Annotated in this window: 23 protein-coding genes and 1 riboswitch; of the genes, 12 read left to right on the top strand and 11 right to left on the bottom strand. The window is 59.4% G+C overall.

Features of this window, described 5'->3' with window-relative positions; genetic code table 11:
- Positions 1 to 9: 9 nt before the first annotated feature.
- Together epd and tkt are read right to left on the bottom strand one after the other, a co-directional pair.
- On the bottom strand, positions 10 to 1062 hold the full coding sequence (gene epd, locus KW848_RS10260; protein WP_111448501.1) for an erythrose-4-phosphate dehydrogenase: 1053 nt from the start codon (positions 1060 to 1062) through the stop codon (positions 10 to 12).
- Positions 1063 to 1213: 151 nt separating this feature from the next.
- Complete coding sequence (gene tkt, locus KW848_RS10255; RefSeq protein ID WP_218536729.1) at positions 1214 to 3211, bottom strand: transketolase; 1998 nt, start codon at positions 3209 to 3211, stop codon at positions 1214 to 1216.
- A 273-nt stretch (positions 3212 to 3484) separates the two neighbouring features.
- On the opposite strand from tkt, the gene KW848_RS10250 reads away from it, so the two are divergent.
- The 4 genes from KW848_RS10250 to KW848_RS10235 all read left to right on the top strand — a co-directional run bounded on the left by KW848_RS10250 (position 3485) and on the right by KW848_RS10235 (position 8141).
- Positions 3485 to 4480, top strand: a complete 996-nt coding sequence (locus KW848_RS10250) for a metalloregulator ArsR/SmtB family transcription factor (RefSeq protein ID WP_218536728.1) — start codon at positions 3485 to 3487, stop codon at positions 4478 to 4480.
- A gap of 18 nt (positions 4481 to 4498) precedes the next feature.
- Positions 4499 to 5689: a methionine adenosyltransferase gene (gene metK / locus KW848_RS10245; protein WP_218536727.1), complete on the top strand. Its 1191-nt coding sequence runs from the start codon at positions 4499 to 4501 to the stop codon at positions 5687 to 5689.
- Between the two features lie 282 nt (positions 5690 to 5971).
- Positions 5972 to 7645: an NAD-dependent DNA ligase LigB gene (ligB, locus tag KW848_RS10240; RefSeq protein ID WP_218536726.1), complete on the top strand. Its 1674-nt coding sequence runs from the start codon at positions 5972 to 5974 to the stop codon at positions 7643 to 7645.
- A gap of 100 nt (positions 7646 to 7745) precedes the next feature.
- Positions 7746 to 8141 carry a DUF1090 domain-containing protein gene (locus KW848_RS10235; RefSeq protein WP_111448497.1) on the top strand — a complete coding sequence of 132 codons (396 nt, stop codon included), beginning with the start codon at positions 7746 to 7748 and terminating at the stop codon, positions 8139 to 8141.
- 3 nt (positions 8142 to 8144) lie between these two features.
- Here KW848_RS10235 and KW848_RS10230 read toward each other — a convergent pair whose 3' ends face one another.
- Positions 8145 to 8594, bottom strand: a complete 450-nt coding sequence (locus tag KW848_RS10230; RefSeq protein ID WP_218536725.1) for a cytochrome c — start codon at positions 8592 to 8594, stop codon at positions 8145 to 8147.
- 127 nt (positions 8595 to 8721) lie between these two features.
- Here KW848_RS10230 and KW848_RS10225 point away from each other — a divergent pair, with 127 nt between their 5' ends.
- Positions 8722 to 9906 carry a murein transglycosylase A gene (locus KW848_RS10225; RefSeq protein ID WP_218536724.1) on the top strand — a complete coding sequence of 395 codons (1185 nt, stop codon included), beginning with the start codon at positions 8722 to 8724 and terminating at the stop codon, positions 9904 to 9906.
- 146 nt (positions 9907 to 10052) lie between these two features.
- Here the strand turns inward: KW848_RS10225 and KW848_RS10220 are convergent, their stop codons facing one another.
- Both KW848_RS10220 and KW848_RS10215 read right to left on the bottom strand, forming a co-directional pair.
- A complete protein-coding gene (locus tag KW848_RS10220; protein WP_111448494.1) occupies positions 10053 to 10436 on the bottom strand; it encodes an MAPEG family protein in 384 nt (127 codons plus the stop codon).
- A 40-nt stretch (positions 10437 to 10476) separates the two neighbouring features.
- Positions 10477 to 11310, bottom strand: coding sequence for an EamA family transporter (locus tag KW848_RS10215; RefSeq protein ID WP_008152002.1), 834 nt, complete (start codon positions 11308 to 11310; stop codon positions 10477 to 10479).
- Positions 11311 to 11596: 286 nt separating this feature from the next.
- Between KW848_RS10215 and KW848_RS10210 the strand changes: the two genes are divergently transcribed.
- Positions 11597 to 12766, top strand: a complete 1170-nt coding sequence (locus tag KW848_RS10210) for an MFS transporter (RefSeq protein WP_218536723.1) — start codon at positions 11597 to 11599, stop codon at positions 12764 to 12766.
- A 111-nt stretch (positions 12767 to 12877) separates the two neighbouring features.
- Here the strand turns inward: KW848_RS10210 and KW848_RS10205 are convergent, their stop codons facing one another.
- Positions 12878 to 13762 carry a formate/nitrite transporter family protein gene (locus KW848_RS10205; RefSeq protein ID WP_218536722.1) on the bottom strand — a complete coding sequence of 295 codons (885 nt, stop codon included), beginning with the start codon at positions 13760 to 13762 and terminating at the stop codon, positions 12878 to 12880.
- Positions 13763 to 13967: 205 nt separating this feature from the next.
- Positions 13968 to 14372: an acyl-CoA thioesterase gene (locus KW848_RS10200; RefSeq protein ID WP_218536721.1), complete on the bottom strand. Its 405-nt coding sequence runs from the start codon at positions 14370 to 14372 to the stop codon at positions 13968 to 13970.
- 198 nt (positions 14373 to 14570) lie between these two features.
- Positions 14571 to 14673: riboswitch (S-adenosyl-L-homocysteine riboswitch) on the top strand.
- 23 nt (positions 14674 to 14696) lie between these two features.
- On the opposite strand from KW848_RS10200, the gene ahcY reads away from it, so the two are divergent.
- The 4 genes from ahcY (at position 14697) to KW848_RS10180 (ending at position 20224) form a co-directional block, all read left to right on the top strand.
- Positions 14697 to 16106 (top strand): adenosylhomocysteinase, encoded by a 1410-nt coding sequence (ahcY, locus tag KW848_RS10195; RefSeq protein ID WP_218536720.1) that lies wholly within the window; start codon positions 14697 to 14699, stop codon positions 16104 to 16106.
- Positions 16107 to 16266: 160 nt separating this feature from the next.
- The gene (gene metF, locus KW848_RS10190) at positions 16267 to 17112 is read left to right on the top strand and encodes a methylenetetrahydrofolate reductase [NAD(P)H] (RefSeq protein ID WP_111448488.1); all 846 of its coding nucleotides are present in this window, start codon (positions 16267 to 16269) and stop codon (positions 17110 to 17112) included.
- 193 nt (positions 17113 to 17305) lie between these two features.
- The gene (locus tag KW848_RS10185) at positions 17306 to 18121 is read left to right on the top strand and encodes an ABC transporter substrate-binding protein (protein ID WP_111448487.1); all 816 of its coding nucleotides are present in this window, start codon (positions 17306 to 17308) and stop codon (positions 18119 to 18121) included.
- A gap of 222 nt (positions 18122 to 18343) precedes the next feature.
- Complete coding sequence (locus KW848_RS10180) at positions 18344 to 20224, top strand: DEAD/DEAH box helicase (protein WP_218536719.1); 1881 nt, start codon at positions 18344 to 18346, stop codon at positions 20222 to 20224.
- An 86-nt stretch (positions 20225 to 20310) separates the two neighbouring features.
- On the opposite strand, the gene KW848_RS10175 is transcribed toward KW848_RS10180, so the two are convergent.
- Positions 20311 to 20682, bottom strand: a complete 372-nt coding sequence (locus KW848_RS10175; protein ID WP_218536718.1) for a nuclear transport factor 2 family protein — start codon at positions 20680 to 20682, stop codon at positions 20311 to 20313.
- Between the two features lie 127 nt (positions 20683 to 20809).
- On the opposite strand from KW848_RS10175, the gene KW848_RS10170 reads away from it, so the two are divergent.
- Positions 20810 to 21697 carry a LysR substrate-binding domain-containing protein gene (locus KW848_RS10170; RefSeq protein ID WP_218536717.1) on the top strand — a complete coding sequence of 296 codons (888 nt, stop codon included), beginning with the start codon at positions 20810 to 20812 and terminating at the stop codon, positions 21695 to 21697.
- 55 nt (positions 21698 to 21752) lie between these two features.
- Here KW848_RS10170 and KW848_RS10165 read toward each other — a convergent pair whose 3' ends face one another.
- The 3 genes from KW848_RS10165 to KW848_RS10155 form a co-directional block, all read right to left on the bottom strand.
- Entirely contained in the window at positions 21753 to 22346 is a 594-nt protein-coding gene (locus KW848_RS10165) for a YceI family protein (RefSeq protein WP_223528882.1), read from the bottom strand.
- Between the two features lie 32 nt (positions 22347 to 22378).
- The gene (locus KW848_RS10160; RefSeq protein ID WP_218536715.1) at positions 22379 to 22930 is read right to left on the bottom strand and encodes a cytochrome b; all 552 of its coding nucleotides are present in this window, start codon (positions 22928 to 22930) and stop codon (positions 22379 to 22381) included.
- Positions 22931 to 23193: 263 nt separating this feature from the next.
- Positions 23194 to 24951, bottom strand: coding sequence for a flavin monoamine oxidase family protein (locus tag KW848_RS10155; protein WP_218536714.1), 1758 nt, complete (start codon positions 24949 to 24951; stop codon positions 23194 to 23196).
- Positions 24952 to 25174: 223 nt separating this feature from the next.
- On the opposite strand from KW848_RS10155, the gene KW848_RS10150 reads away from it, so the two are divergent.
- Positions 25175 to 26581, top strand: coding sequence for an adenosylmethionine--8-amino-7-oxononanoate transaminase (locus KW848_RS10150; protein ID WP_192409178.1), 1407 nt, complete (start codon positions 25175 to 25177; stop codon positions 26579 to 26581).
- Positions 26582 to 26656: the final 75 nt, after the last annotated feature.

Raw genomic sequence — 26656 nt, 5'->3', positions numbered from 1 at the left:
TCGCATTTCCTACTGTTTTGGAGAGGCAGATGTATGCAGATAGTGTTCCGCAACATCCAGCATTCGATTGGCAAAACCCCATTCGTTGTCGAACCAGGCCAGGATGTTCACCAGCCGCGGGCCGGAAACTCGAGTCTGACTGGCATCGACGATGGCCGAATGTGGGTCATGGTTGAAATCACAACTGGCGTGAGGCAACTCGGTGTAGGCCAGAAGGCCTTTGAGCGGGCCATGGGTGGCGGCCTCGCGCAAAATCCGGTTGACCTCGGTGGCGTCGGTGTCGCTCACGGTCTGCATCGTAATGTCGAGGCAAGACACGTTAACCGTCGGCACCCGCACGGCTTTGGCCTGAATTCTCCCGGCAAGTTCCGGCAGCAGGCGTTCAATGCCTCGCGCCAGACCAGTGGACACCGGAATCACCGACTGAAACGCCGAACGGGTGCGGCGCAAGTCTTCGTGATGGTAGGCGTCGATCACTGGCTGATCGTTCATCGCCGAGTGAATGGTGGTGATCGACACGTATTCCAGACCAATGGCCTGATCCAGCAGGCGCAACAGCGGCACGCCGCAGTTGGTGGTGCAGGACGCGTTGGACACCAGCAGCTCATCACCGGTCAGGCAATCCTGGTTCACGCCGTAGACGATGGTGGCGTCGACATCCGCTTCGCTGGCCATCGGCTGGGAAAACAGCACGCGCGGCGCACCGGCGTCGAGGAAACGCTGGCCGTCTTCACGAGTGTGGTAAGCGCCGGAGCACTCCAGCACCAGATCGACGCCCAGCGACGCCCAATCGATGCCTTCGGGGGTGGCACTGCGCAGGACCTTCACGCAGTCGCCATTAATATGCAGACAATCGCCCTCGACCCTCACTTCTCCGGGAAACCGCCCGTGAGTGGAATCGAAACGTGTCAGGTATTCGATGCTGGCCATGTCCGCCAGATCGTTGATCGCAACAATTTCAAACCCGGCCTTATCGCCTCGCTCAAACAACGCACGCAAGACGCAACGACCAATCCGGCCGTAGCCGTTGAGTGCAACTTTGTAAGGACGCGGTTGAGGCATGGGGTTCTCGATTACCGTGGTGAATCCGTCATTGCAGCGTTGAATGCTCCATCGTCATCGCGAGCAGGCTCGCTCCCACATGGACGGTGTAGATCCCTGTGGGAGCGAGCCTGCTCGCGATAGCGTCAGATCAGACGATACATTTTCTGGATCAGTCTTCCAGCAGCTCTTCAGCCTGACCCAGGATGTTTTCCAGGGTGAAGCCGAACTCTTCGAACAAGGCTGGCGCAGGCGCCGACTCGCCATAGGTGGTCATGCCGATCACGCGGCCTTCCAGGCCCACGTATTTGTACCAGTAGTCCGCGTGGGCGGCTTCGATGGCGATACGGGCGCTGACCTGCAACGGCAGAACGGCTTGCTTGTAACCGGCGTCCTGAGCATCGAACACGCTGGTGCAAGGCATCGAAACAACCCGCACTTTGCGACCTTGTTCGGTCAGCTTGTCGTAGGCCTGAACGGCCAGACCGACTTCCGAACCGGTAGAGATCAGGATCAGCTCAGGCTCGCCGTCGCAATCCTTCAGCACGTAACCGCCACGGGCGATGTCGGCGATCTGGAATGCATTGCGGGTTTGGTGCTGCAGGTTCTGACGCGAGAAGATCAGCGCCGAAGGGCCGTCCTTGCGTTCCAGAGCCATTTTCCAGCACACCGCCGATTCAACGGCATCGGCTGGGCGCCAGGTGTCGAGGTTCGGCGTGCTGCGCAAGCTGGTCAGTTGCTCGATCGGCTGGTGAGTCGGGCCGTCTTCGCCCAGACCGATGGAGTCGTGGGTGTAGACGAACACGACACGCTGCTTCATCAGCGAGGCCATGCGCACGGCGTTGCGGGCGTATTCCATGAACATCAGGAAGGTCGCGCCGTAAGGCACCAGACCGCCGTGCAGGGTCACGCCGTTCATGATCGCGCTCATGCCGAACTCGCGAACGCCGTAGTACATGTAGTTGCCGCTGGCGTCTTCAGCCGTAACACCTTTGCAACCTTTCCACAGGGTCAGGTTGGAACCGGCCAGGTCAGCGGAGCCGCCCAGCAGTTCAGGCAGTAGCGGGCCGTAGGCATTCAATGCGTTCTGGCTGGCTTTACGGCTGGCGATGGTTTCGCCCTTGGCGGCGACTTCAGCAATATAAGCAGAGGCTTTTTCAGCGAAATCTTCCGGCAGTTCGCCGCTCAGACGACGAATCAGCTCGTTGGCCAACTCAGGGAAGGCAGCAGAGTAGGCAGCGAAACGCTGATCCCATTCGGCTTCAGCCGCGCGACCGGTTTCCTTGGCGTCCCACTCGGCGTAGATGTCGGCCGGGATTTCGAACGGACCGTGATTCCATTTCAGCGCAGCACGGGTCAGAGCGATTTCCGCGTCACCCAGTGGGGCGCCGTGGCAGTCTTCCTTGCCTTGCTTGTTCGGCGAACCGAAACCGATGGTGGTCTTGCAGCAGATCAGGGTTGGCTGATCGCTTTTGCGCGCAGTTTCGATCGCGATCTTGATCTCTTCAGGATCGTGACCGTCGACGTTGCGGATCACCAGCCAGTTATAGGCTTCGAAACGCTTAGGCGTGTCATCGGTGAACCAGCCTTCGACTTCGCCGTCGATGGAGATGCCGTTGTCGTCGTAGAAGGCGATCAGCTTGTTCAGGCCCAAAGTACCGGCCAGGGAGCCGACTTCGTGGGAAATGCCTTCCATCATGCAGCCATCACCCAGGAACACATAGGTGTGGTGGTCGACAATGTTATGGCCCGGACGGTTGAACTGCGCCGCCAGGACTTTTTCTGCCAGGGCAAAACCAACGGCGTTGGCCAGGCCTTGGCCCAGTGGACCGGTGGTGGTTTCAACGCCCGGTGTGTAGCCGAATTCCGGGTGACCCGGGGTACGGCTGTGCAGCTGGCGGAAGTTCTTCAGGTCTTCGATCGACAGATCGTAGCCGGTCAGGTGCAGCAGCGAGTAGATCAACATCGAGCCGTGACCGTTGGACAGCACGAAGCGGTCACGGTCAGCGAACGATGGATTGCTCGGGTTGTGCTTCAGGTAGTCACGCCAAAGTACTTCGGCGATATCCGCCATACCCATAGGGGCACCGGGATGGCCGCTGTTGGCTTTTTGCACGGCATCCATGCTGAGGGCACGAATGGCGTTGGCACGCTCACGACGGCTGGGCATCGCTGTTCTCCTGCGGATATTGAATCGAGAGTGAATAAAACGAAACGGAAAAAAGGCGAGCATTTTCCCTCACCCACCCGCCTCGGGGCAATGACAGATAGTCATCTGAAGGCGTTTTTCCGGTGGATAAAGTCGCATTCGCCTGGTGAAACCTTTCCGCTGACGATTTGTAGAGTGACCCTTTCCCCGAGAAGTGCCATCTATCGAGCAATATCAAAACTTTTTGATATTGCTCTTGCGGTGTTTTCTGACCGTCACTAGACTGCTGGCCTTATGAATTTACGTGCGCCTTCCATTCGACCTGACGATTGCGATGAGCTGGCGGCCCTGTGCAAGGCCGGCGGCGATCCTCTGCGACTGAATGTATTGCGCGCGCTGGCCAACGATTCGTTTGGCGTACTGGAGCTGGCGCAGATCTTTGGCATCGGCCAGTCCGGCATGAGTCATCACCTCAAGGTATTGGCCCAGGCCGATCTGGTGGCGACGCGCCGTGAAGGCAATGCGATTTTCTACCGTCGCGCCCTGCCCCACACCGACCTGCTGGGCGGCAAGTTGCATGCAGCCTTGCTGGAAGAAGTGGACAACCTGACTCTGCCTGCCGAGGTGCAGTCGCGGATCGGTCAGGTCCATGGGCAACGAGCGGCGGCCAGCCAGGACTTTTTCTCACGGGTCGCGGAGAAGTTTCGCGCCCAGCAAGACTTGATCGCCGGCCTGCCGCAGTACCGCGAAAGCGTGGTGGCATTGCTCGACAAGCTGAGTTTCAGCGAAGGCGCCACAGCCATCGAAGTCGGCCCCGGAGATGGCGCATTTCTGCCGGAACTGGCGCGCCGCTTCACCCAGGTCACGGCGCTGGACAACAGCCCGGCGATGCTCGAACTGGCGCGCCAGGTTTGCGAACGTGAAACGCTGGCTAACGTCAGCCTGCAACTGGCCGATGCATTGAACGGTGTCCGCCTCAAGGCTGACTGCGTTGTACTGAACATGGTGCTGCACCATTTCGCCGCGCCGGCCGAAGCACTCAAGCACATGGCCGGCTTGCTGCAACCGGGCGGCAGCCTGCTCGTGACAGAGTTATGTAGCCACAACCAGAGTTGGGCCAGGGAGGCCTGCGGTGATCTATGGTTGGGGTTTGAACAGGACGATTTGGCCCGTTGGGCCACCGCTGCGGGACTCGTTCCCGGGGAAAGCCTCTATGTAGGCTTACGTAATGGTTTCCAGATCCAGGTCCGCCATTTTCAGCGACCGGCTGGCGACACTCACCATCGGTAAATTCAGGAAAAAATCGAGATGAGCGAATACTCCCTCTTCACCTCCGAGTCCGTGTCCGAAGGGCATCCGGACAAAATCGCCGACCAGATTTCCGATGCGGTGCTGGACGCCATCATTGCTGAAGACAAGTTCGCCCGTGTAGCGGTCGAGACCCTGGTAAAAACCGGCGTTGCCATCATCGCAGGTGAAGTCACCACGTCGGCCTGGGTCGACCTGGAAGAGATCGTGCGTAACGTGATTCTGGACATCGGCTACAACAGCTCCGATGTCGGCTTCGACGGCGCCACTTGCGGCGTGATGAACATCATTGGCAAGCAGTCTCCTGACATCAACCAGGGTGTCGACCGTGCCAAGCCTGAAGATCAAGGCGCCGGCGATCAGGGCCTGATGTTCGGCTACGCCAGCAACGAAACCGACGTGCTGATGCCAGCACCGATCACCTTCTCGCACCAGCTGGTTCAGCGTCAGGCCGAAGCCCGTAAATCCGGCCTGCTGCCTTGGCTGCGCCCGGACGCCAAGTCGCAAGTGACTTGCCGTTACGAAGGCGGCAAGGTTGTCGGTATCGACGCCGTTGTACTGTCGACTCAGCACAACCCTGACGTGTCCTACAAAGACCTGCGCGAAGGCGTGATGGAGCTGATCGTCAAGCACGTACTGCCTGCCGAGCTGCTGTCCAAGGACACCCAGTTCCACATCAACCCGACTGGCCAGTTCATCATCGGTGGCCCGGTTGGCGATTGCGGCCTGACCGGTCGCAAGATCATCGTTGACAGCTACGGCGGCATGGCCCGTCACGGCGGCGGTGCGTTCTCCGGTAAAGATCCATCGAAGGTTGACCGTTCGGCCGCCTACGCCGGTCGTTACGTGGCCAAGAACATCGTGGCGGCCGGCCTGGCCGAGCGTTGCGAGATTCAGGTTTCCTACGCGATCGGTGTTGCTCAGCCGACGTCGATCTCGTTGAACACCTTCGGCACCGGCAAAATCAGCGACGACAAAATCGTCAAACTGGTTCGCGAAGTGTTCGACCTGCGTCCATACGCAATCACCACCATGCTCGACCTGCTGCACCCGATGTACCAGGAAACCGCTGCGTACGGCCACTTCGGTCGCACTCCGGCTACCAAGACTGTGGGCGATGACACTTTCACCACCTTCACTTGGGAAAAGACCGACCGCGCCGAATCCTTGCGCGCTGCTGCCGGCCTGTAAGATTTCCCGGCGGTACCAAAAGCCCTGCACGGTTTGCCGTGCGGGGCTTTTTATTGCCTTGCCCTTGGGACCGTGTCGCAGCCTTCGCGAGCAAGCCCGCTCCCACACTGGATCTCCAGTGAACACACTATTTGTGAACGTTGTAGATCTAGATGTGGGAGCGGGCTTGCTCGCGAAGGTGCCAGACCAGCCACCATCGGAAACACCAGGCAAAACACCCACCTGTCTCGCCCGTAAATACTGACTAGCCTTGAAGCATCTCCCCGAGCAAGGACGCTCACGATGCTTCTGCGCCTGTTTTTCTGTTTTCTCCTGACCTTTGTTTGCCTGAGTTCAAACGCAACCGAGTGCCCCGACTGGTCACCCGCACGCGCCCTGGACGAAATCACGTCACTGCAGAAACAAATCGACCTCTGGGACGACAGCTATCACCGGCGCGGCCGCTCATTGGTCGCCGATGAACTCTACGATCAGTCCCGCGCACGACTGACCGAATGGCGCACGTGTTTCGACCTGGCCCAATCCGCGGAGCCGCTACGTACCGCGGGCGGCACGATGCCTCATCCCATCGCCCACACCGGCCTTGAAAAACTTCACGATGGTCGCGCCGTTGAAGCCTGGCTAAAAGGACGGAGCGATGTCTGGATTCAGCCCAAGATCGACGGCGTGGCGGTGACGCTGATCTACCGCAAAGGCCTGCTGACTCAAGCTATCAGCCGCGGTGACGGAGTAAATGGCCAGGACTGGACAGCTTCGGCGCGCCAGATCGCCGCTATCCCACAACAATTGCCAGAGCCGCTGGACCTGCTGCTGCAAGGTGAACTCTATTGGCGCCTGACCGACCACGTACAGGCCCGGGCCGGCAGCCTCAATGCACGCGCCACAGTGGCCGGCTTGATGGCCCGCAAAAAGTTAAGCACTGAGCAAGCCGCGGGGATCGGCCTATTTATCTGGGACTGGCCCCAAGGCCCGGCCAGTTTGCCCGCGCGCGTCGCAGCCCTGGATGAGTTGGGCTTTCCGAGCACCGCCCCTTACAGCCACTCGATCGAAGTATTTGCCGACGCTGAACGCTGGCGCGATCACTGGTATCGCTCGCCCCTGCCCTTCGCCAGTGATGGCATCGTCCTGCGCCAGGATCAGCGCCCACCCGCCGAGCGCTGGCAGGCTAAACCGCCTTATTGGAGCGTCGCCTGGAAGTACCCTTTTGCCCAGGCCCTGGCCGAGGTGCGCAAGGTCCACTTCAAGATTGGACGGACCGGACGGATCACCCCGGTACTGGAACTGACACCGGTCATGCTCGATGACCGGCAGATCAAGCGAGTCAGTGTGAGTTCACTGCAACGCTGGGAAACACTGGATATCCGCCCCGGAGATCAGGTCGCCATCAGTCTGGCGGGCCTGACCATTCCCCGGCTTGACGGGGTCATGCTGCGCAGCACCCAACGCACTGAATTGAGCGTACCGCTGGCGGAGGACTTTCATCATTTGAGCTGCTGGCAGCCGACACCGGGGTGCGAAAGCCAATTCCTCGCCCGACTGTCCTGGCTCAGCGGCAAGCAGGGCCTGGCGTTGCCGCATGTCGGTCCTGGCACATGGGAGAAACTTTTAGAAACAGGCCGTCTGAATGGCCTGCTGGATTGGTTGACCCTCGATGCTCAAGAGCTTGCTAACATTGACGGCTTCGGCGAACGCAGCAGCGCTCGTCTTTTGAACAGTTTCAACAGTGCCCGACAGCGCCCTTTCGCTCGTTGGCTCAAAGCCCTGGGTTTACCGCCGACCGGCCAGGCGCGGCTTGCCAATTCATGGCAGGAACTGGCACAACGAAATATCGAACAATGGCAGGCAGAAGCCGGCATCGGCCCGGGACGCGCAGCGCAATTGAGCGCATTTTTCCGCGACCCGCAGGTCCTCGCCTTGAGTGAAACATTACGTGTTGCGGGAATTGACGGTTTTTAGCGGCCGGCGATGCCGGCCAATCCGGGAACCCAATGGTGCCGCGCGGGCTCAAACACCCCATCGCCACCTCGACCCGATCGCTTTTTCACATGGAGCTTTTATGAAACTTCTTTCACCGCTCGCCCTGTTGACCCTTTGCAGCGTGCTGGCCGCTCCACTGATGGCCGCCGAAGAAGCTCCAGGCCTGACCGGCTGCGCCGCAAAGAAGCAGGGCATCATCAATCAGATTGAACTGGCCAAGTCTCACGGTAACGCCGATCAGCAAGCAGGCCTTGAAACGGCCCTGAGCGAAGTCACTGCTCATTGCACCGATGCTTCCCTGAAAAAAGAACGGGAGAACAAGGTGCTCGACGCCAAGCACGAAGTCAGTCAGCGTCAGGCTGACCTCGACAAGGCCATGAAGAAAGGCGATGCCGAGAAGATCAACAAGCGCAAAGACAAACTCGCCGAGTCCCGCAAGGAATTGCAGGACGCACTCGATGAGCTGGATAAGTAAGGATCAGTGATCCCGAAACTCTTTATGGCAAGCACTGCAGGCATCTTCGACCTTCTGCACTGCCGGCCCAAGGTTACTGACCTTGTAAGGCTGAACCTTGCTGGCAATCACCAATTCACCAGTGGCGGCTTCAAGGGTGCGCGCCATGTCCTGGAAGTGTTCCTGTTTCTGCCAGACATCGCTCTTGGCGCTGGTGTGATCTTCTTCGCGCACCTGCGGAAAATGTTTCCAGGGTTCACGGGACAACGCATCGAGCTTCACGGCACCGTCAGCGAATGTCGGACCGTCAAACGGGATGCGACCACGCAACATGCCGCCCAGGTCTTCGCCGGTCTTGAGCATTTGCTTGAAGATCGCCTTGCGCTGGCCCAGCGGTGAATTGGGGTCGACACCACCGCAGGCGGACAACGTCAGGCAGGCCAGCAATACAACAGAAAGTCTTTTAAGAGTCATGGTGGCTTCAGGTCACGGGAACGGCGGCCAGTATCCTCGCGTCAACGGCAAAGACCAATAGCCCTATTATCAATACGGGTTGCTTGAGCGCATGGAGCACTCAGGCAACCGACAAAGGAATTACTCCATGAACAGCCGTTTCAAGGCATGGCGTCACAACCTCGCCTGGACCCTTCCGATGGTGGCCGTGCTTGCGGGCTGCACCGGTGGCGACAACAACACACCGAAAACCCACGCCCTGGCGACCTACTCCAGCGCCACGTGGGAAGCACTTCCAACAGTGTCCGACAACGACCTGGTCGCCGGCTTCGGTTCGTGGCGCAGCGCCTGCACCCGACTCAAAGCCGACCCGGTATGGGGCTCGACGTGTGCGGCTGCCGCCAACGTGCCGCAAACCGCCAGCGACATTCGTGGCTTCCTCAAGCAGAACCTCGACGTCTACGGCCTGCGCGCCGCCAATGACAATCCCAACGGCTTGATCACCGGCTATTACGAGCCGGTCTACCCCGGCAGCCTGACCCAGACCGAAGTGGCAAGCATCCCGGTGTACGGTGTGCCCGAGGACATGATCATCGTCTCTCTGGACAGCATTTACCCGGAACTCAAAGGCAAACGCCTGCGCGGACGACTCGAAGGTCGCGTGCTCAAGCCTTACGACGATGCGGCCACCATTGAAACCAAAGGGGTCAAGGCACCGGTTGTTGCCTGGCTGACCGATCCGATGAACCTGCAATTCCTGCAAATCCAGGGTTCGGGTCGTATCCAGCTCGATGATGGCCGCCAGTTGCGCATTGCGTATGCCGACCAGAACGGTCACCCGTATCGGCCGATTGGCCGCTGGCTGGTGGACCAGGGCGAGCTGAAAAAAGAAGAAGTGACCATGGGCGCCATCAGCCATTGGGCCAAGGCCAATCCGACGCGCATTCCGGAACTGCTGGGCAGCAACCCCAGCTACGTATTCTTCACCCGCAATCCGGACAGCAACGAAGGACCTCGCGGCTCGTTGAACGTACCGCTGACCGCCGGCTACAGCGCGGCGGTGGATCGCAAAGTGATTCCGCTGGGCAGTCTGTTGTGGTTATCGACCACTAAACCGGACGGCACCGCACTGGTACGCCCGGTTGCCGCTCAGGACACCGGCGGCGCAATTGCCGGCGAAGTCCGTGCAGACCTGTTCTGGGGCACCGGCGAGGCGGCCGGGCAATTGGCCGGCGACATGAAACAGCAGGGGCAGATCTGGATGCTCTGGCCTAAAGGCGCAGCGTTGCCGCAAGTGCCGCAGGTGGCTGATGCGGTGAAGACCAGCCCCTGATATCTGTATCGGCGGTTAAATAGCAATCGCGAGCCGCCTCGCTCCCACATTTGGATCTCCAGTGAACACAGCATACGTGTACGACCGAGATTCAATGTGGGAGCGAGCCTGCTCGCGATGAGGCCCTCACGAACACCAATGTATTTTCAGACAGACACCACAAAGAAACTGACGATCAACCCCAGCCCCACCAACCACATCAGCGACCGCAAAATCGCCCAGTCCGCCAAGTAGCAAATGATGTACAGCAGCCGACTGGTGATGAACAACACCGCCAGCACATTGATCGTCACCAGTTCGGCATTGCCGGCCAGGTGCGCAACGATCACCGCCGCCGCGAACGCGGGAGTCACTTCAAAACTGTTCAGGTGCGCCGCATACGCGCGTCGGCCCAAACCATTCAGCGACTCGAGAAAGTCACGGGGGTCATGGTTGTCTTTCAGCCGGAACCCGCCACAGGCCCTGGCGATGCCCGTGCAGATATAGGGCAGGATAATCGCGATCAAAATGCACCACAGAGCAACCGTCATAACGCAATCCCTTCTTCAGGTTTCAAGAGTCGAGTTCCAGTCAAAACTTCATCACCAGCATGCCGATCAGCACCAGCCCACAGGCTAAGAGCCGGGGCCTGCCGAAAGGTTCTTTCAGGTAACGCATGCCGAACAGCACCACCAGAATCACGCTGATCTCGCGCAATGCCGCCGCTTCGGCAATCGAGCCCAGCTGCATGGCCCACAGCACCAGAGCGTAGCTGAACAACACGCAAAACCCGACCGCCAACCCCAGTCGCCACTGTTCACGCCAGAACAACATGAAGGCCGGTCGTTTACGCACCAGCGCCAGCAACGGGAACGGCCAGGCGCTGAGCAACGTGACCCACACCAGGTAATCCAGCGGATGCGACCAACGCCGCAACGCCTGGCCATCGATAAAGGTGTAGCAGCCGATGCACAGGCCGATCAACGCCACCACCGGCAGCATCGACCACGGCAATCGCGCACCGCCGCCGCCCTGCCAGAGCAGGCAAAGCATGCCGAACGGGATCAGCAGAATCCCGAAGATCTGCTGGTTCGTCAGCACTTCTCCGGCAAAAATCAGCGTCAGTGCCAGCACCACCAGCGGCGACAAGCCACGCATCAGTGGGTAGACCAACCCCAGATCGCCGACCCGATAGGCCTGGATCAGCAAATAGCGATAGAGCAATTCAAACGCCGCCGACGCCAGAATCCACGGCCAGATGTCCAGGGGCGGCAACGCCACGAACGGCAGCATCAGCGCGACAAACAGCATTGCCACGCTGTCCATGCAGGCCACCACCAGCAGCCGTTCCGCACTGAATTTGATCAGGGTATTCCACGCTGCATGCAACAGCGCCGCTACCAACACCAGTGCTGTTGCAAGCACGGCACACTCCTTTTTTGACCGCCCCCTCCCCTGTAGGAGCACGGCTTGCCGGCGATGGCGTACCTGAGATCGCCATCGCCGGCAAGCCGTGCTCCTACAGGAAGCGGGGGAGATAATTGATTCGCCATATGTCAGCAGCTGTTTATACTGCAAGCGACCACGCCGCACTCAGTTGCGCACAGACTAATTCCAATAAATTTTTGCCACCGCCCGCTCTCGTCGAGAACGGGCGTCGGCATGCGTATGCCTGATCACAGCGTCAAGACTACCGACAGAGACCTTGCGCATGCCCCTCGCCTTGCTTGCCCTCGCTGTTGCCGCGTTCGGCATCGGCACCACTGAATTCGTCATCATGGGTTTGTTGCCCGACGTCGCCCGCGACCTCGCCGTGAGCATCCCCCACGCCGGCCTGCTGATCACCGGCTACGCCCTCGGCGTGGTGTTCGGTGCGCCGATCCTCGCGGTCGGCACCGCCAACATGCCGCGCAAAGCCACGCTGCTGGGCATGACCCTGATGTTCATCCTCGGCAACATTCTCTGCGCCCTGGCGCCGAACTACGCCACGCTGATGGCCGCACGCGTGGTCACCGCGCTCTGCCACGGTGCGTTCTTCGGCATCGGTTCGGTGGTTGCCGCCGGTTTGGTGGCACCGAACAAACGCGCCCAGGCGATTGCGATGATGTTCACCGGCCTGACCCTGGCCAACGTGCTGGGCGTGCCTTTGGGCACCGCGCTCGGGCAATACGCCGGCTGGCGCTCGACGTTCTGGGCGGTGTCGGTGATCGGCGTGATCGCGGCTATCGCGCAATGGGTCTGGTTGCCGAAGGACATTGCGATGGACAAGGCCAACCTCGCCAGCGAGTTCAAAGTGCTGGGCAAAGTCAACGTGTTGCTGGCGCTGGGCATGAGCGTGCTGGCGTCGACCAGCCTGTTCAGCGTCTTCACTTACATTGCCCCTATCCTGCAAGACATCACCGGCGTCAGCCCCCATGGCGTGACCATCATGCTGCTGCTATTCGGGGTCGGTTTGACTGCAGGCAGCATGCTCGGCGGCCGTCTGGCTGACAGTCGATTGCTGCCGTCGCTGGTGGGCATGGCGCTGGCCGTGCTGGTCGTGCTGGCCGCGTTCACACAGACCAGCCACTCGGTGATTCCAGCCGCAATCACCCTGGTGTTGTGGGGCATCTTCGCCTTTGCCCTGTGCCCGATTTTGCAATTGCTGATCATCGATCAGGCCCATGAAGCGCCGAATCTGGGTTCAACGTTGAACCAGAGCGCGTTCAACCTCGGCAACGCGGCCGGTGCGTGGATTGGTGGGCTCGTCGTCGCCAGTGGTGCGGATCTGGCGGACTTACCGTGGACCGGCGCGCTGGTCAGCGGTCTGACGGTACTGACCGCGTTGTTCTTTATTTACCTGCAGCGTCGCAGTTCGGCTGCGGTCAACGTGTCCGGTTGAATAGCTGCATCGCCCATGACATTGCTTTCGCGAGCAGGCTCCCACATGAACCGCGCCCCTCACTGTAGGAGTGAGCCTGCTCGCGATGAAGTTGATACGGTGCACCTGTCTTTACTTCTCTTCGCGCTTGCGTGAATCCGACGCCTGATCCGCACTCTTCTTCGGCGGGCCACTCTCGCTGCGAATTTGTGCATGGCTGATCAGCGCGAAGATGAAGCTGCCGCCGACGATGTTCCCCGCCAGCGTCGGCCCGGCGAACACCAGCCAGAAATCCTTCCACGGCAACTCGCCGGCAAACACCAGATACGAGACCTCGGCGGACCCGACCACGATGTGGGTGAAATCCCCCAGCGCCATGAGGTAGGTGATAAGGATGATGATCCACATCTTTGCGCTCTCCATGGACGGAATCATCCAGACCATGGTGGCGATCATCCAGCCCGACACAATGCCTTTGGCGAACATCTGGCTGGCGTCGTTCTCCATGATTTTGCGCCCGATATCAAGGAAGGCCAGGTCGGTCTTGCTGTCGAAAATCGGCAGATTCAGCATCACATACGCCACCAGCAATGTGCCGCAGAGGTTGCCCACCAGCACCACCGACCACAGGCGTAGCAATCGACCGAAATTGCTCAGCGTGGGTTTGGTCATGATCGGCAGCACCGCCGTCAGGGTGTTCTCGGTGAACAATTGCTGACGGGCGAGGATCACCGCGAGAAAGCCTGCGCAGTAACCGAAACTGGCGATCACCTTGAAGCCTTCGCCGTCCGGCAGACGGGAATTGAGCAGCCCCATGGCCATCAGCGACAGGCCCATGGTCAGGCCGGCGGCCAGTGCCGACCACCACAAGGCGGCGACACTGCGCTCGAGTTCCTGATCTCCCTGGGTGCGGATGATCTCGTGCAGCACCGCCGCCCGCGGTGGCTGGCTCTTGTCGACGTCGTGCTGTTCTTCAGGGGAGAGGTTCGGGGTCTTGCCGTCTTTTTGCGCGTCCATAAAGCTCCGGAACCCGTGGTGTGTGATGTAGGTACGACACGCAGGGTTCGGAGCTGTTCACTGCCCCGCTAAATCATCGCTGACCGGTACACCGCCTTCGCGAGCAAGCCCGCTCCCACATTAGATCTTCAGCGAACACAGCTTCTGTGAACGACTTAGATTTAGTGTGGGAGCGGGCTTGCTCGCGAAGGGCGCACCGCCGGCTTCACACGTTGACGACATCATCCTTGAACTGGTCTTTGACGTACGTGATCTCGGTCCGGCCGTGCGGTGCAGGCAAGCCGTCTTCACCCAGATTGACGAAAACAATCTTCTCCACCGTCAGGATGCTTTTGCGGGTGATCTTGTTACGCACTTCACACTTGAGGGTGATGGAGGTGCGACCGAATTCGGTGGCGGTGATGCCCAGTTCAATGATGTCGCCCTGGCGCGAGGCGCTGACGAAGTTGATCTCGGAAATGTACTTGGTGACCACACGCTGATTGCCCAGCTGGACGATGGCGTAGATCGCCGCTTCTTCGTCGAGCCAGCGCAACAGGCTGCCGCCGAACAGCGTGCCGTTGGGGTTGAGGTCTTCGGGTTTTACCCATTTGCGGGTGTGGAAATTCATATTCACTCCTGAGCGTCTTGCCGAATGATGGTGGGCATCATGGCAGAGCCCGACCTGGAGCTCTATCAAGCATCGACTATGGTCTCGATTACCGTTCAGACATTGACCAACAGAAACGCTTTGGAAGTATCGCTCACACGGCTATAATCGCCACCGTTTCAAAACGGTAACGTTCCATTGATACCGTTTTCCCGCCACCTGTCCGAGGGGCGCTGCAGCAGGTTCGACCTGTCAGGCTCGGATGGGGCGTTGCTTGACCGTTATCGGTCAGACACTAAACGCACAACGGCGCCCATTCGCATACATTACGAATGGAGGCTCATCATGAGCGCTGTTATCACGCCTGCAGATTTTAACGATTACAAAGTTGCCGACATGTCCCTGGCTGCCTGGGGCCGTCGCGAAACCATCATCGCCGAATCCGAAATGCCTGCCCTGATGGGTCTGCGCCGCAAGTACGCCGGTGAGCAGCCGCTCAAAGGCGCGAAAATCCTCGGCTGCATCCACATGACCATTCAGACTGCCGTGCTGATCGAAACCCTGGTTGCCCTGGGTGCCGAAGTACGCTGGTCGTCCTGCAACATTTTCTCGACTCAGGACCAGGCCGCTGCCGCTATCGCCGCTGCCGGTATCCCGGTTTTCGCCTGGAAAGGCGAAACTGAAGAAGAGTACGAGTGGTGCCTGGAGCAAACCATCCTTAAAGATGGCGCGCCTTGGGATGCCAACATGATCCTCGACGACGGCGGCGACCTGACCGAGCTGCTGCACAAGAAATACCCGGCGATCCTGGACCGCGTCCACGGCGTTACCGAAGAAACCACCACTGGCGTTCACCGCCTGCTGGACATGCTGGCCAAGGGCGAGCTGAAAATCCCGGCCATCAACGTCAATGACTCGGTCACCAAGAGCAAGAACGACAACAAGTACGGCTGCCGTCACAGCCTGAACGATGCGATCAAGCGCGGTACCGACCACCTGCTGTCCGGCAAGCAAGCGCTGGTCATCGGTTACGGTGACGTGGGCAAGGGCTCCGCTCAGTCCCTGCGTCAGGAAGGCATGATCGTTAAAGTCTCCGAAGTTGACCCGATCTGCGCCATGCAAGCCTGCATGGACGGTTACGAGCTGGTTTCGCCGTTCATCGACGGTATCAACAACGGTACTGAAGCAAGCATCGACAAAGCGCTGCTGGGCAAGATCGACCTGATCGTGACCACCACCGGTAACGTCAACGTTTGCGACTCGAACATGCTCAAAGCCCTGAAGAAGCGCGCTGTTGTCTGCAACATCGGCCACTTCGACAACGAAATCGACACCGCTTTCATGCGCAAGAGCTGGGCATGGGAAGAAGTGAAGCCACAGGTTCACAAGATCCACCGTACCGGCCCTGGCGCATTCGACGCGCAGAACGACGACTACCTGATCCTGCTGGCCGAAGGCCGTCTGGTTAACCTGGGCAACGCCACCGGCCACCCAAGCCGCATCATGGACGGTTCGTTCGCCAACCAGGTTCTGGCTCAGATCTTCCTGTTCGGCCAGAAGTACGCCGACCTGTCGCCAGCCCAGAAAGCCGAGCGCCTGACTGTTGAAGTACTGCCGAAGAAACTCGACGAAGAAGTGGCCCTGGAAATGGTCCGCGGTTTCGGCGGCGTTGTGACCCAACTGACCAAGACCCAGGCCGACTACATCGGCGTGACCGTTGAAGGTCCGTTCAAGCCGCACGCTTACCGCTACTGATTGGTTCTGCTGGCTGCTCTCCCTGTGGGAGCGGGCTTGCTCGCGAATGCGGTTTAACATTCAACATTAATGTTGACTGATCCACCGCTTTCGCGAGCAAGCCCGCTCCCACATGGGTTGTGCAAGCCTCACAGGCTCTCGTGCTTCCAAGGATATGACCATGTCCCAAGAACGTCGCTACAGCTTCGAGTTCTTCCCTACGAAGACCGACGCTGGGCATGAAAAACTGATCGCCACTGCCCGTCATCTGGCGACCTACAATCCTGACTTCTTCTCCTGCACCTACGGCGCTGGCGGTTCGACCCGTGATCGCACCCTCAACACCGTGTTGCAGCTCGAAAGCGAAGTCAAAGTCCCTGCCGCACCGCATTTGTCCTGCGTTGGCGACAGCAAGGACGACTTGCGCGGCCTGCTGGCCCAATACAAGGCAGCCGGTATCACCCGTATCGTTGCCCTGCGCGGTGACCTGCCTTCCGGCATGGGCATGGCCAGTGGTGAAATGCGCCACGCCAATGACCTGGTTGAATTCATTCGTGAAGAAACCGGCGATCATTTCCACATCGAAGTCGCCGCCTACCCGGAAATGCACCCGCAAGCGCGCAATTTCGAAGACGATCTGACCAACTTCGTGCGCAAGGCCAACGCTGGCGCCAACAGTGCAATCACCCAGTACTTCTTCAACGCCGACAGCTACTTCTACTTCGTCGAGCGTGTACGGGCGAAGGGCGTGAACATCCCGATCGTTCCGGGAATCATGCCGATCACCAACTACAGCAAGCTGGCGCGTTTCTCTGATGCCTGTGGCGCGGAAATCCCGCGCTGGATCCGCAAGCAGCTGGAAGCCTACGGCGACGACACCCAGAGCATTCAAGGCTTTGGTGAGCAAGTCATCACCGAGATGTGCGAACGCCTGCTGCAAGGTGGCGCGCCAGGGCTGCACTTCTACACGCTGAACCAGGCCGAACCGAGCCTGGCGGTGTGGAACAATCTGAAGTTGCCGCGCTAAAAGCCGTCAAAGCAAGATCAAGAGATCGCAGCCTGCGGCAGCTCCTACATCGGGCGTGTTTAATCCCTGTAGGAACTGCCGCAGGCTGCGATCTTTTGCTTTTAACGCCCTTTTTTTGTGCAACAACACTCTGAGTTAGAGCTTCTGGATCCCGTTTCTGGCTCTTTCCGGTTTCTCGTCGTAATCTCAAGCCATGCCTCTGATCGCGCAATTACTGACCGTGTTTCTTTTTACTTGCCTGAGCTTCGCCGCTCGGGGCGAGAAACTGCGCATTGTCACTGAACCCTGGGCGCCGTACGTGTACGAAGAAAACGGCAAATCCCTGGGGCTGGACTACGAAACCACCGCCATCGTCTTCAAACGCCTGGGCATCGAAGTGGAATGGCAGTTCCTGCCGTGGAAACGCTGCCTGTCGATGCTCGAAACGGGCCAGGCAGACGGCGCGCTGGACATCTTTCACAGCGATGAGCGCGACGCCACCCTGCTCTACCCCGGCGAGCCGCTCTCGGAAGTGGAGTTCGTGATGTTCTACGCCAATGAGCGGCCCCACCCTTTCCACACCCTGGCCGACCTGAAAGGGCTGACCATCGGCACTTCCCCGGGCTATCTGTACAGCCAGGACTTCAGCGAATCGACCCTGTTCACTCGCGAACCGGCGCCCACCCATGAAGCCAACTTCGGCAAACTGGTGCGCGGGCGGATCGACCTGCTGATCACTGATCGCAGGGTTGGCCAGCACTTGCTCGACCAATTGGGCATCCGCGACAAGATTACCGAGAACCCGACCGTCATCAGTCACCAGAGCCAATTCCTGGCCGTACGCCGCAACGCCGGCATGGACTTGTTGGTGCAGCGTTTCGGCGCCGAACTCAAACGCTTCAAGCGCGAGCCTGCGTACGCTGAATTGAGCGCCCGTTATGGCGCCGAACCGGCGGCCGAGGTCAAAGCCACCAGAGCCACCGCCGCCAGCGGAAAAACCGTTGAGCAGCAGGAAAGCGGCGCGCAGTGATTGCTCTGTTATACTCCGGCCTTCCCGCCAGGCTCACGCCCGGACGCTCGGACTTGTTCAAGGCATCTCGATCCCGCTACAGCGCAGCTTTTCAGCCCGCGCGAGCACTCCAGATGAGCCTTCTTGGCCCAGCAGGACCGGACGGGATTGCGTTCCTCTAAACGCCATTCGCGCCAGGCAAGACTCCCATTGGGCCAAGCCCTAACTAAAACAGGATTACTCATGTCCTTTGCTTCCCTCGGTCTCTCCGAGGCTTTAGTCCGCGCCATCGAGGCAGCGGGCTATACCGAGCCTACTCCGGTGCAACAGCGGGCCATTCCCGCCGTGTTGCAAGGTCGCGACCTGATGGTCGCGGCTCAGACAGGTACTGGTAAAACCGGCGGCTTCGCCCTTCCGATTCTGGAGCGGTTGTTCCCCAACGGTCACCCGGACAAATCCCAGCGTCACGGCCCGCGCCAACCGCGCGTACTGGTCCTGACCCCTACCCGCGAACTCGCGGCTCAAGTACACGAGAGCTTCAAGGTCTATGCCCGTGACCTGAAGTTCGTCAGCGCCTGCATCTTCGGCGGCGTCGGCATGAACCCGCAGGTTCAGGCCATGTCCCGCGGTGTTGACGTGCTGGTGGCCTGCCCCGGCCGCCTGCTCGACCTCGCCGGTCAAGGCAGCGTCGATTTGTCCCACGTGGAAATCCTCGTGCTGGACGAAGCCGACCGCATGCTCGACATGGGCTTTGTCCATGACGTGAAAAAGGTCCTGGCCCGTCTGCCGAGCAAACGTCAGAACCTGCTGTTCTCGGCGACCTTCTCCAAAGACATCACCGACCTCGCCGGCAAGCTGCTGCACAACCCGGAACGCATCGAAGTCACGCCGCCGAACACCACGGTCGAGCGCATCGAACAGCGTGTTTTCCGTCTGCCAGCCAACCACAAGCGTTCGCTGCTGGCGCACTTGATCACCGCAGGCGCCTGGGAACAGGTGCTGGTGTTCACCCGCACCAAGCACGGCGCCAACCGCCTGGCCGAGTACCTGGACAAACACGGCCTCAGCGCCGTTGCGATCCACGGTAACAAGAGCCAGAACGCTCGCACCAAAGCCCTGGCCGACTTCAAGGCCGGCGAAGTGCGCATCCTCGTCGCCACCGACATCGCCGCTCGCGGCCTGGACATCGACCAGTTGCCACACGTGGTCAACTTCGAACTGCCGAACGTCGACGAAGATTACGTTCACCGTATCGGCCGTACTGGCCGTGCCGGTCGTTCGGGCGAAGCGATCTCGCTGGTCGCTCCGGACGAAGAAAAGCTGCTGAAAAGCATCGAGCGCATGACCAAGCAGAAGATTGCCGACGGCAACCTGATGGGCTTCGATTCCAGCGCTGTAGAAGCCGAGAAACCCGAAGTTCGCGAGCGTCCGGATGTGCGTAACCCGCGTAACCCACGTGGCCCGCGCGGCGACGGTCCGAACGGCACCGGTGGTGGTGGCGGTCGTAAAGACAAAGGCAAGGACAAGGGCGGCAAGGAAAAACCTGCAGCCACTGGCCGTGGTGATCGCCCGGCGCGTGAACACAAGCCACGCGAAGGCACTCCGGCTCGCGAACAACAGCGTCCGGCGCCACGCGCTGCTGCTGCAGACCGTGCTCCGGACGAGTTCCTGGACGACGACATCGATAACTTCGGTAACCGCGTCGACTACGTTCCTCAAGCCAAACCGGCCCAGGGCCGTGGTCGTCGTCCGGGTGCTCCGGCACAAGGCGCCGCAGCTGGCGCAGGTGCTCCGCGCACTGGCGGCAAGCCTCAGGGTCGTCAAAGTGGCCCACGCAGCAGTGACGGCGCGACCACCGGCACGCCGCCGGCCAAGCGCAGCGGCCCACGCAACGGTGCTCCACGTGACGGTCAGGCCCGTCGCGAAGAGTCCCGCAACCGTCGCCCGGCTCGCACCGACGACCAGCCGCGTTCGGAACCGGCCGTGCAAAACCCGCGCGGCCCGGCACCGAAGATCATCCATAAAGAGTCGAAAACCGATCGGTTCCCGACTCCTGAGCAACTGGATCAACTGCCAGGCCGTCCGCGCGGCGAGAAACCAGCGTTGCTGACCCGCAATCGCTGAGTGTCACTCACAAAAACGCCCCGACTGGTTCGGGGCGTTTTTATTTGTACCGATCATCACGATCGTTTTTGGTCAAACCGCCGCACTCACACAACGCTTCCTTCTTTATGAAAGAGTTTGGCAACGATCATCCAGCGGCCATCGACTTTCATCACGTTCAGATAATCAACCATGACATTGTCGAACAGTCGCAGACGCACCTTGACCATTGCCATTTCCGGAGACATGACGTCAATCATCAAAATCTCATCCAGGCTCGCAAACCCGCGCTCCTGCGGCGACTGACGTCCTTGTACGATGGCACGGTATTCTGCGTAAGGACGCACCGTTACCGCCCCGTCCTGAGCGCTATAGAGGACACAGCCGGGATGGAAAACCTCGTCAAACCGGTTCAAATCCTGGTTTTGCAACACGCTGAAGTAGTTCTCCAACATTCTCTGAATTTCATTGATTAGCATGTACGAATCCTTGTCGAGCGGAAATGAAGTCACCAACGCTCACTGAGCGTGAGACGGATTATCCGTAGCCTCGTCAATTCATGTATAGCGGCGATTTCTGCCCGGTTCAGTGAATGGAATTCACCTATTGAAACTACCTCCGCTAGCGGCTCTCCGGGCCTTTGAAGCCTTGGCACGATTGGGCAAGGTCAACCTCGCGGCATTGGAACTGCACGTCACCCACAGCGCTGTCAGCCACCAGATACGCTCGCTGGAGGAATACCTGGACGTTAGACTGACTGAACGTAATGGCCGCGGTGTGGTGCTGACAGAAGAGGGGCGTGTGTACGCCTATCAGATCCGGCAAACCCTGGGTGAAATTGCCGGGGTAACGGAAAGATTCCTGTCCAAAACCCGACACCCGCAACTCACCCTTTCGGTGCTGCCATCCTTTGGAATGTTTTGGCTATTGCCACGCTTGCAAGGGTTTATCGACGCGCAGCCCGGATTGCGCCTCAAGCTGGCAGCCAGTATGGAGTTTTCAAGTTTCGAGGGCGGCCTGATCGATGCGGCGATCCGGTTCGGCCACGGACAATGGCCAGATGTGCACTGTGAGCCGTTGATGCAGGACTCCTTGTTGGTCGTCGCCGCGCCAGGATTCAATCTAGGATGCTTGCCTGTCGATGCCGAGTCCGTTCTGGGACATCCATTACTCCACGCCAGTGAAAGCTGGTCGACCTGGCTTGCTGCCGCTGGCGTTGAACAGATGCGTCCACTCGCGGCACTAGAGTTCACTGACTCGACTTTGATGCTTGAAGCGGCGCGCCTGGGTTATGGAATCGCGCTAACCCGTCGCTCGATTGCTCACGCCATGATCCAGTGCGGGCAACTGGTTAAACTGACCGACGTTGAACCGCTGCACGCATCCCGTTATTTCATGCTTTGGCCGACCCACACACAACGCTCGGCGCAGTTGGCGAGCCTGCTGACTTGGCTACGCAATGAAATCGCCGACTACCAAAGCAGCCTCTCCTGAACACCAGGCAGCAAAACGCCGACCCTGAGGTCGGCGTTTTGATGACGCAAACAGCTTACTTCGCTTTCACACCTTCAAACGTTACATACAACTCAACCGCGTCGGACGCTGGGCCCAGGTCTTTCTGCTTGCCGAAATCGGAACGCTTGATGCTGGTGGTGCCTTCGAAGCCGGCACGGTAGCCGCCCCATGGGTCCTTGCCTTCACCCAGGAAAGTAGCCTTGACCACGACTGGCTTGGTCACGCCTGCAATGGTCAGGTCGCCGGTCACATCAGCAGTGTCTTTGCCAGCGGCGTTTTTGCCGGTGGATTTGACGCTGGTGGAAACAAACGTCGCTTTAGCGAATTTGCTCACATTCAGGAAGTCAGCGCTGGCGATGTGCTTGTCGCGCTCGGCATGGTTGGTGAACACGCTGGCGGTGTTCACGTTGAACTCGATCTTGCTGGCTTCAGGCTTGGCAGCGTCGAAGCTGAACTTGCCGTCGATGTCCTTGAAGGTACCGGTGATGAAGCTGTAGCCCAGGTGGCTGATCTTGAAGTCAACGAAGGCGTGCTGGCCTTCCTTGTCGACAACATAGTCAGCTGCCATCACGTTGGCGGACAGCAAGGCAGAACCGATTGCCAGAGCAGCGAGCGTCTTTTTCAACATACTTTCTATTCCTTTGGAGTCGAGATTGAACATCAGGCTTTGCGTCCCAGCATTCGCGTCAGGGTCGCATCACGATCAATAAAGTGGTGTTTCAGTGCTGCCAACGCATGGAGACCGGAAAAAATGACCAGCGCCCAGGCCAGGTACAAATGAATCACACCGGCTGTATCTGCCTGATCCGGTAGTCCGGATATCAGTGCAGGAACTTCAAACAGGCCAAACACCGGAATCCCGACACCGTCTGCGGTGGAAATCAGGTAACCGGCAATCATCACAGCAAACAGACTGAGGTACAGGAACGAATGGCCGAACGTGGCGCCGATACGCGTCATGCGGCTATAGCTTTGGAGTGCGGGTGGTGGCGGACTGATAAAACGCCACAGCACCCGTACAACCATAACGGCCAACAACACCAGGCCAATGCTCTTGTGCAAGTCCGGCGCGTCTTTGCGCCAGGTGCTGTAGTAGTCGAGACCGACCATCCACAAGCCCAACGCAAACAGACCGAAGACTGCCAACGCCACGCCCCAGTGCATGAAAATGCTGACCCAACCGTAGCGCGAAGAAGAATTACGTAGCTGCATTGCCCAAATCCTGTGAGAACTGCGACCAAGACTATCGAGTTATCTATCGAGTAAAAGCGGAAAATTTCGCTTTGAAATATCGAGAAATACGATCAAGAGTCTGAAATGGGTGAGTTAAGGAAAGATTAAAGATCCGCATGTAAGAAAAAATGCAGTCCAACTAAAGAACACCTGCGCCCTGATATTTATTCGATTCTTTATGTTGGTTTTCTTCAGGCATAAAAAAACGCGGCATTTCTGCCGCGTTTTTTTAATCCCAAAGCTTACTGCGCTTTGGTATCCGCCACCGGAGTCGCAGCGGGCTTGGCCGCTACTTTCTTCGCCGGTTCAGCTTTCTTCACCGGGGCCTTTTTGGCCTCGGCTTTGGCCGCAGGTTTTTTCGCTGCAGCTTTGGCCGGGGCTTTTTTGGCCGGTTCGGCTTTCACCGGGGCCACTGCTTTCGGCGCTTCGACCGGTGCTGGCGCTGGGGCCGGCGCAGGTGTTGGGGCCGGTGCCGGAGCAACCGGAGCCACTGGCTCTGGCGCCTTGACGGGTGCCGGTTTGTCGTCAGAACCACCGAACAGGTTGGTGAAGAAGTTACCTTTCTTCGCCGCCACCGCGCCGGCCGCTGCAACGGTCGCTGCCGGAACAACTTTCGCCGGTTCAAACGACTTGCCGGCCGCCAGGTCTTCTACCTGACTGGCTGCACGTTGACCGGTGCGAAGTGCGCCTTCCAGAGTGCCCGGGTACAAGGTGTCAGTGTGTTCGCCGGCAAAGGCTACACGCTGAATCGGACGTTCCCACAGGCGCCAGTACTTGCTGATCTGGCCAGGGCCAAAGGCCAGGTAAGCGCCGCCCATCGATGGATCGGTGCTGTAGCGGCGGATTTCGTAACCAGTGAACGAACCGCGTGCCTGTGGATAAAAGGCGTGCAGACGGATCAGCACCTGATCGACCATCTGCTTGTCGCCGAAGACCTGCATGACGCGCGCGTTGTCGCCGGACAGGTTGATCACCACGTTGGCGCCGCCCTTCAGTGCCGGCTCAACCCACAACATGCCCAGACCGGCGTTGCTGTAGATCTCACCGGTCATCCGCGCCTTGCTTTCCCACACGGGCGTCTTGAACTTCAGCATGATCTGGTCGCGCCAACCGTAGTTGGTGCCTTTGATCGCGCCCATGTGCTGGGCATCCAGCGACGGAGTCATCTGGATCTTGTTCAGGGCGCGCAATGGCACGGCCACAACGACGTAGTCAGCCTGATAGCCAACGCTGCCGACCTTGACGGTCACGCCGTCCTTGTCCTGGGTGATCGCCGAGACCGGGGAGCTGGTCTTGATGGTTTTCAGTTGTTTGACGAACGCCTGGGCCAGCACCGGGCTACCGCCGGGCAGGCGTGAAGCGCGCAGGTCACGGTCAGCAACGCCACGATAAACGCGGCTTTGCTGTGCGAAGTACAGCAGCGACAGGCGCGACGGTTCGTCATAACGGGTACGAATCTGCTGATTCACCAACTGACGTGCCGTGGTCGGCAGATTCAGACGGTCGAGCCAGTTGGACACGTTGATCTGGTCCAGGGCGAACAGTGTGCTGTTGGCCGCCGGGTTCTGCGGGTCTTCGATCGAGCGCGCCAGATCGTCCAGGGTCTTTTCGTAACGCTTGAGCGCGTCGCTGGTGGCCGGTTGCTTGGTGGCCAGATCGGCGGCAGTGAAATACTCACCGTCAATCAGGTAGCCCGGGGTCCGCACGAACTCAGGGGCTGGCGTGGTGCTCAGCTTGAAGGTCGATACGTATTTGTTCAGAACCGGCTGGGTCTTGTCGTTGCCGATCCACTCACTGGTGGCCATGCCCGAGCGACCGCCCAGGCTCGGTTTGGCTTCCAGCAGGGTGACCTGCCAGCCCTTGTTTTGCAGTTCGTAAGCCGCGGTGAGGCCAGACAGCCCTCCGCCGATCACGATCGCCGTTTTATCCTTGGCCAGCGCAGACACGCTGAACAGCCCCAACATCACCAGCGCACAGGCGCGCAGCCAACCAGCAGACATTCAGCGAACTCCGGAAATACACGTAGGAAATAGCGGTTTTACGAGCCAGACGGCTCAAAGAACCGCGAAGAATACGTCAGCCATCAAAAGGCCGCCAGCGACGTCTATCCACCTATACAAAGTAGCTCAATTGAGACAATGGGTTGTCCCCACGTCACGCATTGCATAGGCTTGCGCGATTGTTTGCCCGCGCACGTCGCGAGCCGCCTCGAGGAGACTGAAAATGGGCCTGAATAATCAGTGGATGCAACGCGATCTCGCGGTGTTGTGGCATCCCTGCACCCAGATGAAAGACCACGAACAACTGCCACTGATCCCGATCAAACGCGGTGAAGGCGTCTGGCTGGAAGACTTCGAAGGCAAACGCTACCTCGATGCCGTCAGCTCCTGGTGGGTCAACGTGTTTGGTCACGCCAACCCACGGATCAACCAACGCATCAAGGATCAGGTCGATCAGCTGGAGCACGTCATCCTTGCCGGTTTCAGTCATCAACCAGTGATCGAGTTGTCCGAGCGCCTGGTAAAAATGACGCCGGAAGGCCTGACCCGGTGCTTCTACGCCGATAACGGTTCGTCCTGCATCGAAGTCGCGCTGAAAATGAGCTTTCACTATTGGCTCAACCGCGGCCAGCCGAACAAGAAGCGCTTCGTCACCCTGACCAACAGCTACCACGGCGAGACCATGGCGGCGATGTCGGTGGGCGACGTGCCGCTGTTCACCGAAACCTACAAGGCGCTGTTGCTGGACACCATCAAGGTGCCGAGCCCCGATTGCTACCATCGCCCCGAGGGTATGAGCTGGGAAGAACACTCGCGCAACCTGTTCGCTGCCATGGAACAGACCCTGGCCGAAAACCACGACACCGTCGCGGCCGTCATCGTCGAGCCGCTGATCCAGGGCGCCGGCGGCATGCGCATGTACCACCCGGTGTACCTGAAACTGCTGCGCGAAGCCTGCGACCGCTATGGCGTGCACCTGATCCATGACGAAATCGCCGTCGGCTTCGGCCGCACCGGGACGATGTTCGCCTGTGAACAGGCCGGCATCCGCCCGGACTTCCTCTGCCTGTCCAAGGCCCTGACCGGCGGTTACCTGCCGTTGGCGGCCTGCGTGACCACCGAAGATGTCTACAGCGCTTTCTACGACGACTACCCGACCCTGCGCGCCTTCCTGCATTCCCACAGCTACACCGGCAATCCGCTGGCGTGCGCGGCGGCATTGGCGACGCTGGATATCTTCGAAGAAGACAACGTCATCGAGAACAACAAGGCGCTGGCTCAGCGCATGGCGAGCGCCACCGCGCACCTGGCCGATCACCCGAACGTTTCGGAAGTACGCCAGACCGGCATGGTGCTGGCCATCGAGATGGTCAAGGACAAGGCCACCAAGGAAGCTTATCCATGGCAGGAACGTCGCGGCTTGAAAGTGTTCCAGCATGCGTTGGAGCGTGGTGCTTTACTTCGACCGTTGGGCAGCGTGGTGTACTTCCTGCCGCCGTACGTGATCACGCCTGAACAGATCGACTTTCTGGCTGAAGTGGCAAGTGAAGGCATCGACATCGCGACCCGCGACAGCGTCAGTGTTTCGGTGCCGAAAGACTTCCACCCGGGCTTCCGCGATCCGGGCTAGGTTATTTGGGATTCTGTGGTGTCCGGGCCGCCGCCTTCGCGAGCAAGCCCGCTCCCACAGTTGACCGTATTCCAA

This window comes from Pseudomonas sp. PDM25 (genome assembly GCF_019219045.1).
Classification (GTDB): Bacteria; Pseudomonadota; Gammaproteobacteria; order Pseudomonadales; family Pseudomonadaceae; genus Aquipseudomonas.
This window is presented reverse-complemented; position numbering and strand designations above follow the sequence as displayed.